This is a genomic window from Rhodobacteraceae bacterium IMCC1335 (assembly GCA_039640495.1).
Taxonomy (GTDB): domain Bacteria; phylum Pseudomonadota; class Alphaproteobacteria; order Rhodobacterales; family Rhodobacteraceae; genus Thalassovivens.
Genome location: CP046864.1, coordinates 927497 through 941404 on the forward strand (window position 1 = coordinate 927497; position 13908 = coordinate 941404).

At 51.9% G+C, this 13908-nt stretch carries 14 protein-coding genes; 10 read left to right on the plus strand and 4 right to left on the minus strand.

Going from position 1 to position 13908, the window contains the following annotated elements:
* Positions 1 to 12: 12 nt before the first annotated feature.
* On the minus strand, positions 13 to 321 hold the full coding sequence (locus GN241_04470) for an H-NS histone family protein (protein ID XAT56680.1): 309 nt from the start codon (positions 319 to 321) through the stop codon (positions 13 to 15).
* A 540-nt stretch (positions 322 to 861) separates the two neighbouring features.
* Here GN241_04470 and GN241_04475 point away from each other — a divergent pair.
* Positions 862 to 1818, plus strand: a complete 957-nt coding sequence (locus GN241_04475; GenBank protein ID XAT56681.1) for a DUF2219 family protein — start codon at positions 862 to 864, stop codon at positions 1816 to 1818.
* 14 nt (positions 1819 to 1832) lie between these two features.
* Here GN241_04475 and GN241_04480 read toward each other — a convergent pair whose 3' ends face one another.
* Positions 1833 to 2402, minus strand: a complete 570-nt coding sequence (locus GN241_04480; protein XAT56682.1) for a redoxin domain-containing protein — start codon at positions 2400 to 2402, stop codon at positions 1833 to 1835.
* A gap of 22 nt (positions 2403 to 2424) precedes the next feature.
* Here GN241_04480 and argH point away from each other — a divergent pair, with 22 nt between their 5' ends.
* From argH to GN241_04495, 3 genes are all read left to right on the plus strand, one after another.
* Positions 2425 to 3819: an argininosuccinate lyase gene (gene argH / locus GN241_04485; protein XAT56683.1), complete on the plus strand. Its 1395-nt coding sequence runs from the start codon at positions 2425 to 2427 to the stop codon at positions 3817 to 3819.
* A 101-nt stretch (positions 3820 to 3920) separates the two neighbouring features.
* Positions 3921 to 4247, plus strand: a complete 327-nt coding sequence (locus GN241_04490; protein ID XAT56684.1) for a DUF2834 domain-containing protein — start codon at positions 3921 to 3923, stop codon at positions 4245 to 4247.
* Entirely contained in the window at positions 4244 to 5416 is a 1173-nt protein-coding gene (locus GN241_04495) for an aminotransferase class I/II-fold pyridoxal phosphate-dependent enzyme (GenBank protein ID XAT56685.1), read from the plus strand. Before GN241_04490 ends, GN241_04495 begins: the two co-directional genes overlap by 4 nt.
* Here GN241_04495 and GN241_04500 read toward each other — a convergent pair.
* Positions 5413 to 6003 carry a LysE family transporter gene (locus GN241_04500; protein XAT56686.1) on the minus strand — a complete coding sequence of 197 codons (591 nt, stop codon included), beginning with the start codon at positions 6001 to 6003 and terminating at the stop codon, positions 5413 to 5415. The two genes, GN241_04495 and GN241_04500, sit on opposite strands and share 4 nt — an antisense overlap.
* Positions 6004 to 6197: 194 nt before the next feature.
* On the opposite strand from GN241_04500, the gene lysA reads away from it, so the two are divergent.
* Positions 6198 to 7463 carry a diaminopimelate decarboxylase gene (gene lysA / locus GN241_04505; GenBank protein ID XAT56687.1) on the plus strand — a complete coding sequence of 422 codons (1266 nt, stop codon included), beginning with the start codon at positions 6198 to 6200 and terminating at the stop codon, positions 7461 to 7463.
* Positions 7454 to 10018, plus strand: a complete 2565-nt coding sequence (locus GN241_04510) for a DUF4175 family protein (protein XAT56688.1) — start codon at positions 7454 to 7456, stop codon at positions 10016 to 10018. The genes lysA and GN241_04510 overlap by 10 nt, the downstream gene beginning before the upstream one ends.
* A 10-nt stretch (positions 10019 to 10028) precedes the next feature.
* Here GN241_04510 and GN241_04515 read toward each other — a convergent pair whose 3' ends face one another.
* Positions 10029 to 10817 (minus strand): hypothetical protein, encoded by a 789-nt coding sequence (locus GN241_04515; protein ID XAT56689.1) that lies wholly within the window; start codon positions 10815 to 10817, stop codon positions 10029 to 10031.
* Positions 10818 to 11006: 189 nt separating this feature from the next.
* Between GN241_04515 and GN241_04520 the strand changes: the two genes are divergently transcribed.
* Genes GN241_04520 through GN241_04535 form a run of 4 tightly spaced genes read left to right on the plus strand, consistent with a single transcriptional unit; the run spans position 11007 to position 13865 of the window.
* Entirely contained in the window at positions 11007 to 11684 is a 678-nt protein-coding gene (locus tag GN241_04520) for an ATP-binding cassette domain-containing protein (GenBank protein XAT56690.1), read from the plus strand.
* Positions 11681 to 12586 carry a cell division protein FtsX gene (locus GN241_04525; protein ID XAT56691.1) on the plus strand — a complete coding sequence of 302 codons (906 nt, stop codon included), beginning with the start codon at positions 11681 to 11683 and terminating at the stop codon, positions 12584 to 12586. The genes GN241_04520 and GN241_04525 overlap by 4 nt, the downstream gene beginning before the upstream one ends.
* On the plus strand, positions 12587 to 13336 hold the full coding sequence (locus GN241_04530; protein ID XAT56692.1) for a 1-acyl-sn-glycerol-3-phosphate acyltransferase: 750 nt from the start codon (positions 12587 to 12589) through the stop codon (positions 13334 to 13336).
* Positions 13305 to 13865: a pyridoxamine 5'-phosphate oxidase family protein gene (locus tag GN241_04535; GenBank protein ID XAT59176.1), complete on the plus strand. Its 561-nt coding sequence runs from the start codon at positions 13305 to 13307 to the stop codon at positions 13863 to 13865. Before GN241_04530 ends, GN241_04535 begins: the two co-directional genes overlap by 32 nt.
* The last annotated feature ends 43 nt before the right edge of the window (positions 13866 to 13908 follow it).

Genomic DNA, 13908 nt, shown 5'->3' on the forward strand with positions numbered 1-13908 from the left:
GCTTAGCCGTGGCTATATCTCTAAGTCTTTGAGCGTGTTTCCTTTTAGAATCAATGCCTCTACCCAGCGCGGCTTTCGACCTCGGCCCGTCCATGTTTGGCTTGGATCTTCGGGATTGGCATATTTCGCGGCTACTTTTGATTTTACGGGCGCGCTTGCCACAATTTCATTCAAAGAAAAGCCTAATGATTTAGCCTTTTCTTCTAATTCTTTGCGTGCGTTTGCGATCGCACGGGTTTTATATGTGTTAATAGCCTGATCGACCTGTTTTTTTATTTTTTTTAAGTCTTCCAATGAGTAGTCATTTATATTTTCTAGCATAGAAAAGTCCTTTTTATTGCATATTTAAATACTTAATCATTTGATTTATTTATATGTCAATAACCTTTTTCTTATTTACAAGGCTGGTGCTAGATAAATTGAAAGGCATATTTTTAATTTTAATATCAAAATTATATTAAGTAATAAATTTTAACAGATTTAATTAGTTTCAAGTGCTTTTTGATTTCATGATGTATCATCTCAATAAATGATTATTAATTTATTCAGAATTTAAAAATGTTCTATCTGTGATTGAATCTCGGAATATTATGTGAAGTTGGGCTATTGTCTATTTTGATATATAGGGTCATTTAATGACTTCAAAATATTTTTATATCAGCTAACAAAGCTCAATGGTTTCTACAGTTAAAACATTAACCATTTAGTCAGAATTTTAAAAAATACCATATAGATACTTTACTGAATAGTTCGAAAAGATTTGTTTATTTTAGGATTTTTTTATAAATTCAGCATCATCGAGCATTATCTAAAAACTGTAACTGCGCCTTATGTAAAGCAAAATATTTGGATAAGTATTAAGTGGTATTTTTAAAGTTTCTACTAGTGGGCCTCTGCTTTTTTGCGTTACCTCACGGCATTCAAGCAAAGGAAAAAACCAAACTGCTTGGATATGGCCTTTTGTTTACAAATGATTTCTTTGGGGATGGAAGGGATCGATGGCGCACGGGGTCGCTAGTGTCCAGCCGCGTTTTTGGTCGTCCGGAAATGACACGGACATGGCGGCGCAGAGAGGCGCTTAATGAACTTAGATTGTTTAGCCAGATAATAGCTCCGTCAGATTTATCGCGTAATCCTGACAGGTCTGACGCCGGTGAAAAGGCGGGCTTGATGGAAGATATAGACAGGGCTTATGTGGGCCATTTGTCGATCGGTCTGCACCGTCACTTTCAAGCGGGCGGCTTGGCCTATAACTTCGGGGTAGATGCATCATTGTTGGGCCCACAAACCGGCCTCATGGGGTTGCAGCAAACGGTTCATTCCGAGCTTGGCCAGCCCTTTCCGTCAGATTTTGTAAGAAATACGCAAGTGTCCAATAAGTTTGTCCTTGGAAGTTTAATAGAGGTTGCGCAGCCTAGCGCACTATCTCCTTCAACCAATATTCGTCCGTTTGTAGAAGTTCAAACAGGGGTCGAAGACCTAATCCGAATTGGAGTAGATGTAGGATTGTTTGGGGATTTGTCCGAAGCATTTTTTGCAAGAGCGCCCGTTTCGGGGCAGCGTTATAGCGTTGTAGACAAAAGGGAGGAAGGGTTTTTACTCAGCGCAGGCGTGGATTTGACACGTGTTATTGGCTCACTGATTTTATCCGGCAATGCCTTGCGCGCTTCTAAATATCGCGTGCGCGCAAGGGTTGGTTTGAATTATGTACAGGGCCGTTGGAGCAATTTCATTGGTTGGACCTATCTTAGCCCTGAATTTGAACAGCAACATACCGGCCAGTTGCTGGGATCTTTTTTCATTAAGGCGCGATTTTAGCGTGCCAGCGTGTCTTAGTGGGCCGGTTGAATCCAAGCCCGTAAAAGCGCCCGCGCCGGTGCACTGGCCCAATCGGCCTCACCTCGTAGCCGCGCAACCTCTTTGCCCTGGGGTGAAATGAGCAGCGTCATGGGCAAACCCAGCACGGCCATGTCTTTGGCAAGTTTCTGTTTCGGATCTCGATACAAAGGCAAGTTTTTGATCTCAAGAGCGTCAAAAAACGCCTGCATGGCTTTTGGTGCATTTCGGCCTGTTGCGATGGTAACCACCTTAAACCGCGCATCGCCCAGCTGCGTTTGTAAGGCTGACAGGCTTGGCATTTCTTTGCGGCAAGGGGCGCACCATGTTGCCCAAAAATTCAGCAAAACATATTGCCCGTCAAAATCTGACAAGCGCCCCTCATCTGCTCCTTGCGTTAAAAAAGCGCGCTCTGAAATTTCTTTTGGCGTTTTGTGCAACACCAATTTCTTCATATCTCCTTGCTTTAACGCCTGTAGATGGTCCGTGCTATTTGCCGCCGCCAATGTGCTATTTGCACCCAGAATAAGAGCAGTATAAACAAAGAGTGAACGAATAAATGCCATGTGTCCTCCGAAAGGTAAATTGATGTCTAACACGTCCTCAAATCAGATGTGGGGAGGCCGCTTTGCAAGCGGTCCTGATGCGATTATGGAAGCAATTAATGCATCAATCGGATTTGACCAGCGCCTTGCCACCCAAGATATAGCCGGATCGCGCGCGCATGCGGCGATGTTGGCGGCACAATCCATTATAAGCGATAACGATTTTGAAGCGATTGAGGAAGGTCTGATCACCATTTTGTCAGAGATCGAGAGCGGGAAATTTGTGTTTTCAAGCAAGCTGGAAGATATTCACATGAATATCGAAGCACGGTTGAAAGATCTGGTAGGGGCACCTGCCAGCCGGTTGCACACGGCGCGCTCGCGCAATGATCAAGTTGCAACTGATTTCAAACTTTGGGTGCGTGACCAATTAGACGCCTGTGAGGTTGCATTAACGGCTTTGATTCACGCGCTTATCGCGCAAGCAGAACAGGGTGCGGATTGGGTAATGCCAGGGTTTACGCATCTGCAAACCGCGCAGCCAGTGACCTGGGGGCATCATATGATGGCCTATGTCGAAATGTTCGGGCGCGATTTAAGCCGCGTGCGCGATGCCCGCACGCGTATGTCTGAATGTCCCTTAGGGGCTGCTGCCTTGGCCGGAACGTCGTTTCCGATCGATCGCAACAGCACCGCCGCAGCGCTGGGCTTTGATCGCCCGGCTGCCAATTCGTTGGATGCGGTCAGCGATCGTGACTTTGCGTTGGAATTCTTAGGCTTGGCAAGCATCTGCGCGATGCATCTCAGCCGTTTCGCCGAAGAGCTTGTAATCTGGTCCTCCGCGCAATTTCGTTTTGTCAGCTTGTCGGATCGGTTCTCAACCGGATCGTCTATCATGCCGCAGAAGAAAAATCCCGATGCGGCTGAATTGATCCGCGCAAAAATCGGGCGTATTTTTGGTGCCAATGTTGCCTTAATGATGGTGATGAAGGGCCTGCCTTTGGCCTATTCCAAAGATATGCAAGAAGACAAAGAGCAAGTGTTTGACGCCGCCGATAACCTGATGCTGGCCTTGGCCGCGATGCAGGGTATGGTGGCCGATATGCAGGCCAATAAAGCTGCCCTTTACGCGGCCGCAGGGGCCGGGTTTTCAACCGCCACCGATCTGGCAGATTGGCTGGTGCGCAGTTTAAACATGCCGTTTCGCGATGCCCATCATGTCACGGGCAGTTTGGTGGCGCTGGCCGAGGCCGAAAAATGCGAGCTACAAGATTTAAGCCTGACGCAGATGCACTCTGTGGATCCCGCGATCACCAAAGAGGTTTATGATGTCTTGGGCGTAGAGAATTCGGTAGCCTCGCGCATCTCTTACGGCGGCACTGCGCCCGCGCAGGTGCGCGCGCAGATCCTGCGGTGGAAACAGGAGCTGGAAGCATGAAATTGGTTTGGATCGCGCTTTCTGTGATGTATATGGTTGGATTGCCCGGATGCGGCGTTGATGGCCCGCCCATGCCTCCAAAAACGGAAGACGTAAAATAAATGCGGCAAATCTCTTGGGTGTTTTTGGGCTTGGCGGTTTGGGGTGCTGTGCATCCGATGTATTATTTCACCTCTTGGATGGCCCAAAATGAGGGCGGTCTTGGCGCTTTGATATCAGCTTTTTTCTTAACCCAGACCAGCGCGGGCTTGGCGTGGGATTTGATCGTTGCTGCCATCGCTTTGGTGGTTTGGATCGTGTTTGAGGCCTTTCAAAGGCGTAACTTTTCAGGGCTTATCAGCATTCCCCTTATCGTATGTATCGGGCTGGGATGCGGATTGCCGTTTTATTTTTTTATGCGGCTACGCATGCAAAAGGACATCGAATGACACAATTAAAATTTGCCGATAGTATTTCTCGGCTTGGAACAGAATCGGCCTTTGTGGTTCTGGCGCGCGCGCAAAAACTGGCGGCAGAGGGACGGGATATTATCAACCTGGGAATTGGCCAGCCAGATTTTCGCACCCCGCAACATATTGTCGATGCGGGGATAAAAGCATTGCAGGACGGCCATCATGGCTACACGCCGGCCAATGGCTTGCCGCAATTGCGGGCGGCGGTGGCAGAGGATTTGGAGCAGCGTCACGGGGCTGCGGTTCATCCCGATAATGTGATTATCGTGCCCGGTGGAAAACCCACGATGTTTTTTGCGGTTTTGATGTTTGGTCAGGCAGGGGCTGAAATTATTTATCCTAACCCGGGCTTTCCCATCTATGAATCGGTTATTCGCTACAGTGGCGCCACGCCGGTTCCGATGGCTTTGTTGGAAGAAAACGGCTTTGCTTTTGATGCAGAAACGGTCTTGTCTCAAATCACCGATAAAACCCGTCTGATCATCATAAACAGCCCCGCCAACCCAACCGGTGGGGTCACACCAAAGGCAGAGATTGATAAATTGGTTGCGGGGCTTGCCGTACATCCCCATGTCGCCATTCTCTCTGATGAGATCTATAGCCAAATGCTCTATGATGGCCGCGAGCATGTGAGTTTATTGACCTATCCGGAAATTCGGGACCGTCTGATCGTTTTGGACGGCTGGTCAAAAACCTATGCAATGACTGGTTGGCGCATGGGCTATGCGGTTTGGCCAGATGCGATGGTTGAGCCGGTGACGCGGTTGTGCATCAATGATCACTCATGCGTGAATGCCGCCGCGCAATTTGCAGGGCTCGCCGCGCTGACCGGACCCAAAGATCCGGTTTGTGACATGGTTGCACAATTTGATGCGCGTCGAAAAATTATCGTTGAGGCGTTAAATGATTTGCCGGGGGTAAGCTGCGCGGATGCTGCCGGGGCATTTTACGCATTTCCCAATATCAGCGGCACCGGATTAAACGCCAAGCAAACCCAAGATTTGTTTTTAGACAAAGCGGGCGTGGCCACGGTTGCCGGCACCAGCTTCGGCCAGTTTGGCGAAGGCTATGTACGGTTTTCCTATGCCAATAGCAGCGAGAATATTCTGCGTGCGATTGATCGCATTCGCCCACTATTGTCTTAAAGCGCGGCGGAAACTCCAAGCAGCACAACGGTCATCATTGCGGCTGCCATCGCATAATTTATCCGCTTTTGCGTTGTCTCGGCGAGGTCGAGGCGATGTAATGCGCTGCCCGCATAAAGCCATATCAAATGGATTGGAAACCAGACCGCATTGCCGATAAGCAGTTTCAATAGGGTTTCCAGCAGCAGGTTGTCGGGCAGAAACGCAAAACCCGAATAGAGCGCCGAGTTCACTGCATAGGCTTTTGGGTTGATAATTTGTAAGAATATTCCGTCTTTTATCCCGGGGCGTCGGCGCGCATCTATAAAAGCCAGTTTTGATCCAGCCAGCGCGATCCGACCCGCCAAATAGACCAAATAGGCCAGCGAGGCCGCCATCAGCAGGCCCCGCACCACAGGAACGCTGAACACGATTGCCGCGAGACCGCTGATCACGGCCAAGCCCACCAAATTTGTGCCGATAAAAAGCCCTATCACATAGCGCATGCCGGGTTGAAACCCATAGGCGGCACCCACGCCCGCCGTGGACAACACACCGGGTCCTGGCGTTATGATCAGTAAAAAAACGGCAAGTGCGAAGGTCAGCATTGATACGTCCCGTAACGATATCCACCTAGAAGACGCAGCCTGGAGTGTTTGTCAAACAGAAGTTCCGGCCATTTTGCGAATTTATTTTTCTCGAGCAGACGCCGCCATAATCTAGAACAGGGCAAAGGCTTTTCATCCCGTGGTCGATAGGGTAATCGAGCTTTTAAAAATAGATAAAAGGCCTTTGGGTAACCATGGATCACTTTCAGTATAAGAACGGCATTCTTCATGGCGAAGGGGTTTCGCTGGCAGAGATAGCAGCGCAAGTTGGCACGCCATTTTACGCGTATTCAAGCGCCACCTTGACCCGCCATTTTCATGCGGTTGATGCGGCGCTGCAAGGCATGGATCACCTTGTGTGTTTTGCGATGAAGGCCGCATCGAACCAGGCCATTATAAAAACCCTTGCCGGGTTGGGCGCTGGGATGGATGTGGTGTCAGGGGGGGAATATCGCCGCGCTATTGCCGCCGGCGTTGCCCCAGAGCGGATCGTATTTTCGGGGGTAGGGAAAACCCGCGAAGAGATGGCTTTCGCGCTGCGCGGCGGTTTGCGCCAATTCAATGTGGAAAGCGAAGCCGAGCTGGAAGCCCTCAATGAGGTGGCAGTGTCTTTAGAAACGGTTGCGCCAATCACCATGCGGGTGAATCCCGATGTGGATGCGAAAACCCATGCCAAGATTGCCACCGGCAAGGCAGAAAATAAATTTGGCATTCCGATTTCGCGCGCTTCTGAAGTCTATGCGCGCGCGGCCAGCTTACCCGGGCTCGAGGCGGTGGGCGTCGATGTGCATATCGGTAGCCAGTTGACGGAGTTGGCCCCTTTCGAATTGGCGTATCGCAAACTTGCAAGCGTGACCCAGCAATTGCGGGCCGAGGGGCATGATATTCGTCGGCTTGATCTGGGCGGTGGGCTTGGTATTGCCTATCAGGCCGATTCTGGGCCTTTGCCCAGTTTGCAGGAATATGGAGCAATGGTTCAGCGTGAATTGGGCCATTTAGGCTGTGAAATAGAAGTCGAACCTGGGCGCTTGATTGCGGGCAATGCTGGGGTTTTGGTCAGTTCAGTGATCTATGTGAAATCCGGTGAAGACCGCGAATTTCTGATTTTAGACGCGGCGATGAACGATCTTATCCGCCCCGCGATGTATGAGGCGCATCATGATGTGGTGCCTGTGCAAGCGGCCAGCGCGGATCAGCCAGCAGCCACTTATGATATCGTGGGCCCCGTGTGCGAATCTGGAGATACATTTGCCAAAGGCCGGGCTTTGCCGCGCCAAAGCGCGGGCGATCTTGTGGCGTTTCGGTCGGCCGGCGCTTATGGGGCCGTCATGGCCAGCGAATATAATACCCGCCAATTGGTGCCCGAGGTGATGGTGCACGGCGATCAATTCGCGGTGATCCGAGCCCGTCCGACATTTGACGAAATGATTAATCGAGATATGATTCCCTCTTGGTTGTAGAAAAAACAGCCAAGAGTTGGAGGTTTAATCTGGTCTTTTCACGCGTTCAAAACCGGTTTTCAGCGCCGCAGCCGGCTGTCTTTAAAACGCTTATTGGGTTGATCTGTGAGCGCGGCTTAAACGCGTTTTGGCCGCTTTTTTCAGTTGGTCTGATTGGGTTTAGCTTGCTGATGTGGCAAGGGCCGGCGATTGGCCAAATCGATGTTCTTACGCTGGGGGTTGGTATTGCTGCCGCGGGGTCTTTTGCTGCGTTGCTTTGGGGGATCAAAAGGTTTCGCATGCCGCGTTGGCAAGACGCCAAGCACCGCGTGGATCGCAGCCTGGCACCGCGCCCCTTGCAAGCGCTAAGCGATGTTGCGAGCATCCGAGATGAAGATCCGGTGACGCAAGCGCTCTGGCGGCGCCACCAATACCAAATGCAAGCGCTGGCCAACCAGGCCTTATCGGTTCCCCCTGATCTCACTCTGATGAAAGCTGATCCTTTTGGCTTACGCCTCTGCGCGTTATTGGTGTTTTTGGTCAGCGTAAGCTTTGGATCCTCGTCCAATTTTGCGGCGCGTTTTGCACCGCCGCTGCCTTCAACCCTAAAAACGGTTGAGGTTCAAAGCTGGGAGGGGTGGGTGACACCGCCGCCCTATTCCGGTTTGCCCAGCCTTTATTTGCCGGATCTGTTCGGGCAAGCTGATTTAACGCTTATGAGCGCCAGTCGGGTTGATTTGCGGTTTTATGGCCCGGAAGGCAGCTACCAAATAAATCAATCGGTTTCACCCAACCCTCCGGCCACGTCTGCCGCGGATGGCGTGCAACACAGCTTCGCTGTTTTACAAGAGGGTGTGTTGGAAATTTTGGGACCATCCAACGCGGTTTGGTCTGTTACGCTGCTTCCTGATAAGCCGCCCAATCTGCAATGGAGCGGACGCTTTGAATCCGATTTTTTTGGGATCAGTCGGTTCAGTTACGCCGCGCAGGATGATTTTGGCATCACCGCAGTACGCGCGCTTATTAAAGTGGATTTGGAGGCATTAGATCGGCGTTATGGTTTGGCGCTTGACCCAGATAGCGACGCGGCCTTGAGCTTTGATTTGCCGATGCCGCTTGATGGGCGGTATCGAGATTTCTCGATGGATGTAACCGAAGATTTTTCGAAACATATGCTCTCAAATCTACCCGTAAGCGTTTCTTTGGAAGCCAAGGATGCTTTGGGTCAAAGCGTCGTGACCCCTGCGCGCGCCATGATGCTGCCCGGCCGCAGATTTTTTGATCCCTTGGCTGCGGCCTTGATTGAACAGCGGCGCGATTTGATGTGGCATCATGAAAACGCTGGGCGGGTCGCGCGTATGCTCAAGGCAATCTTGTTTGCACCAGGATCGCAAATCCGCAACGAGGGTGATTATCTACAGCTGCGTTTCATAAGTGGTGAGCTGACAAAAGCGCTTTCGCAAGGCGCGCTGGAACAAGCGCGCGTTGACGTTGCGGAATTGCTATGGGCCTTGGCGATTGATCTTGAAGACGGGAATGTTGATGATGCGCTAGCGCGCATGCAGCAAGCGGAAGAGCGATTGTCGCAAGCGATGAAAAACGGGGCATCTGAGGCAGAAATTGCCGAATTGATGCAAGAATTACGCGAGGCAAATGAAAACTACCTGCGCCAGTTGATGCAACAGGCCGAACGACAAAAAACCGCTCCTGAAAACGGCCCGCGTTCAACCAAGCCGCAAAATAGTGTGGATTTAACGCAAAATGATCTTCAGGCCATGATGGATCGTATCGAGAAATTGATGCGTGAGGGGCGTATGGCCGAGGCGCAGCAAGCGCTTCAAGAGTTGCAGCAGATGATGCAAAATATGCAGATTGCAGAAGGCTCTTCGGGTGAAGGCGCTCCGCGCGAACAAGCGTTGCAAGGCTTAGAAGAGACGCTGCGGGGTCAACAAAACCTATCCGATGAGGCGTTTCGCAATCTTCAGCAAGCACCCAGCCAATCGCCCGGTGAAGGTTTGGGCCAACAAAGCCCAGGTGAAACAGGCCCGTCTGAGGATGCAACGCCGCCCTCTGCGCAAGACTTGGCGGATCGCCAGCGGCGCCTACGAGAGGCTCTGGGCAGGCAACGCCAAAATCTGCCGCTTGATCCAAACGGTGAAGGTAGCGAAGGGCCCACAGCGCAGGCTTTGGATGAAGCAGAAGAGGCTATGCGCCGAGCTGAACGGGCTTTGGGCGAGAATAATTTACCAGAAGCTTTGGATCAACAGGCGGATGCTTTGGACGCGCTGCGGGATGGTATTCAGCAGTTAGACCAGGCATTTGCCGAAGCCCAGCGTTTAAACGAGGCTGATCAGGGCAGCGCAGCTCAAGGGCGCGGGCGCGGCGAGGCAACCGATCCGCTGGGGCGTCAGCAGGGCCGGCATGCGGGAGATGATGCGATGTCAGAGGCGCAGGAAAGGCAGGCTATGGAGCGCCAAGCGCAACAGCTGCTTGAGGAGATCCGACGTCGTATGGGTGAGCGCGATCGCTCAAAACCCGAACGCGACTATTTAGAACGCTTGCTCGAAAAATTTTAGGGCCAAGGGCTCAAAACACCTGCTTAACCTGCGCGAGAACCCACAGAACGCTTTGGTCGATCAATGGGTCTACACGCTGGCGCTGGGCATCCACCCATAACGTATAAAGATCGGCATAGGGTGTTAGGCTTGGGGCTGCGCTGCTGAGTGTTTCTGCGTAAAGGTAAAAAAGCAAAGCGGCCATCACCGCAGCAACCCCGATTATGAAGCCCAGCCTGCCCGATCTATAAGATGGCGCATCCGCATTTTGGGCGGTGTTGGGTTTGGGCGCAGGCGCGGTTTCCTCAGCTTCAAATTGATCCGACTCGCTGGCCGCCGCGGGAGGTGGCGCTGAGGGAAAGGCGTTTGTTGGCGCCGCCGGAGTGGCCTGCAAGCTGCTTTGCGCCGTTTCGAGAGCCGCTCGGGTATCGGCCTCACGCGGGGCTTGATCTTCTGCGAATACGGAGGCCGCGCGCACTCTTGCTTCTCGATCCGCCTCCTGCCGCAACACTTCCGCAACAGCGGGTGCGATCGGGGGGCGTTGAATCGCGGTTGGATTGTTGAAGATAGGGCTCTGTGCCTCGCGGTTGCCTGGTTCAGTCGTTTGAGACTCGCTGTTATGCTCGATCGCGCCCTTTATATAGGCAAAGTCTTGCAGGCGCTGATCACCGCGGATATTTTCAATTGGAAAAGTGGCTTGCGGGTGCGTTTGGAACCAGGTTTCACCACAGGCCGAACATTGCACCTCGCATCCCGTCTCTGGAATAGCGTCTTCGGGCACTTCATATTGGGCTTGGCAAATTGGGCAGGCCAGAAGCATGGCAAGATAAACCTATCGTATTTAGATCTTTGGCGTGTATTTCTAGACCAATATGCGCCTAAAAACCCAGAGAGAAAATGGCTTTCTGCAAAAAATCATTCTGCAAAAGGCGAATGATAGATTGCAACGATGGCTGCACTGGGGCAAAACAGCGGTGCGGGGCTTTAAAAGATAGCAGCAGGATATGCTTTGATAGATTTGGAAAATGCAGCCTATTCCTATAGTGGAAACGAGCTTTTATCGAGGATGTCTTTCTCGATTACACCGGGCGCGTTTTATTTTCTGACAGGGCCCTCAGGGTCTGGAAAAACCACTTTTCTGAAACTGTGCTATGGCGCTTTAACCGCGACATCGGGCATCGTGTCTTTATTTGGAACCAGTCGCGCGTCTATGTCTCGGGATGAAATTGCAATCGCACGCCGTAAAATCGGCGTCGTGCATCAAGATTGTCAGTTTTTGGATCATTTGAGTGTGATTGAAAATATAGCGTTGCCGCTGGAAGTGGCGGGGCAGGATCGCCTTTCGGATCAAATGAACCTCAAAGAGCTATTGGCTTGGGTTGGGCTGAACAAACGCGCCGAGGCTTATCCACCCGAGCTGTCCGGCGGCGAACGCCAGCGGGCTGCTTTGGCCCGCGCGATCATTATGTCTCCGGATATTATTTTGGCGGATGAACCCACCGGGAATATCGATTGGGAAATGTCTGAGAGGTTATTGAAGCTCTTGGTCGAACTCAACCGCATGGGCAAAACGATCGTCGTTGCGAGCCATGATTTAAGCTTGATTCGCGCCGCAAAAACGCAGGTTCCGGTGCGCGTTTTGCGGATTAACAATCGGCAAGTGCAACTTGCGGGGGCTGATTTATGATCGCCCCTATGGCAAATTTTCTGGCGATGATTTCAGGAGACGGGCGTCGGAATAAAGTTGTTCCGCCCACAGGTTTTACGGCAACTCTTAGCACGGCCACATCTGCAATCATGGCGTTTTTGGTTGTGTTCGCGCTAGTATTGTCTTTAGCGGCTGATCGGCTTGCGGCGCGCTGGAGCACGGCCTTATCTGGCAGCGCAACATTGCGCGTATCAGCCTCGGCAGACCAGCTAGAGGCGCAGGTGCAGCAGGCTTTGCAGGTTTTGCAAACCACCAGCGGGATCGCCTCGGCCCGTGTGATGAGCGCCGATGAACAGCGCGCTTTGCTGGAGCCTTGGTTTGGGCCTGATATGCCGCTTGAAGATTTAGCCGTGCCTCGCTTGATCGATATCCAAGAAACCAGTGCGGGGTATGATGCACAGGGTCTTCGGCTGCGTTTGGCGGCAGAAGTGCCGTCTGCGGTTTTGGATGATCATACGCGTTGGCAAAAGCCGTTGGCGCGGGCCGCGCAGCGGTTGTGGTTGTTGGGAATTGTGTCAATTATATTGATGATAGCGGCAAATGCGGCGATGATCACGCTGGCCGCGCGCGCATCCATGGCGGCCAATGCGCAGGTGATCGCGGTTCTGCGTTTGATTGGAGCGACGGATAATTACATTGCCTCGGCCTTTGTTGGCTGGTTTACATTTCGTGCCTTTGCGGGCGCCTCCATCGGCATCGCACTGGGCGCGGTGGTGGTGTATCTGATCCCGTCGGAAGAGCCGCGCAGCCTGATTTTAACAGGGCTTGGCTTGCAGGGGCTGGAATGGCTATGGCTGGTTTCTATTCCACCGTTTTCGGCAGGAACGGCTTATCTTTCGACGCGCCGCGCCGCCCAGCAGGTTTTGGCAGGGCTTGCGTAGATGTCTGTTTTCAGATGGATCATGAGCGCGGCCTTTGTGTTTCAAATGTATCTGATGATGGTGGTATTGGGTATTTTATTTCTACCATGGGCCCTGTTTGAACGGCGTGGTGCTTACGCGGCAGTGCGCTCCTATTCAAATTGGGTGCGCTGGAGCGCCCGCTGGATGATCGGCCTGCGTTCCGAAGTGCGCGGAAAAATTCCGGAGGGAGAAGTTCTTATCGCCGCCAAGCATCAAAGCTTTTTTGACGCGATTTTGATTGTGAGTGTGGTTCCAAAACCCAAGTTCATCATGAAGAATTCGCTGAAATATGCACCTGTTCTGGGCTGGTTCGGTTTGCGGATTGGATGTATTTGTGTTGATCGCGGCAAACGGACGCAAGCCATAAAATCAATGGTGGCTGCGGTCAATTCAGGCAATTCGCCTGCAGGACAGTTGATCATTTATCCGCAAGGCACCCGGATCGCGCCTGGCGCATCGGCGCCGTATAAGATCGGTACTGCGGTTCTTTATCAAGAAACCGGTCAAACCTGCATCCCCGCGGCAACGAATGTTGGCGTTTTCTGGCCCAAATATGGCATCCTGCGACAGCCCGGTCTGGCGGTGGTTGAGTTTCTGCCTGCCATTCAACCCGGGTTTGACAATGAAGAGTTCATGCATAGGCTGGAAGAGATGATTGAGCAAAGCTCAAACGCTTTGTTGGAAGAGGCGGCAGCAGATAGATTTTATCCGCTTGGTCGAGACACTTGAGGCACTGTATAGCAAGGCGGGCCCGGCAAGCCTGCATAAAGTTGCAGATCATCTGACACCGTTATATCAAGCTTGGATAGGGGCCGCGCGCTTTTGCGTGTTGTCAACAATTGGCCCCTCCGGTACCGATGGATCCGCGCGCGGCGATCTAGGACCGGTGGTGCGGATCCAAGACGATAAAACGCTTTTATTGCCCGATTGGCCCGGCAATAACCGTTTGGACAGTTTGCGTAACATTGTTGAAGATGGCCCTATATCATTAATGTTTATGGTGCCGGGCGCCGATACGATGGTGCGGGTAAATGGCCATGCATCCTTGACGGCGGATCCGGATCTTTGCGCCAGTTTTTTAGAAGTTAAAGGAATCCCGGTTTGCGTGATGGTGATCACTGTGCAAGAGGTTTATATTCAATGCGCAAAATCGGTGAAACGCGCAGCATTATGGCAAACGCGCAATGCGCCGCTTGTGCCGAGCCTTGGCCAGATTTTACACGAAGCCACTGATCTTGAGGCTGGTGCGTCATCTTAGGTTGGACTTTTAACCCATATCAGCAGATTGAAACCGCGTCGCT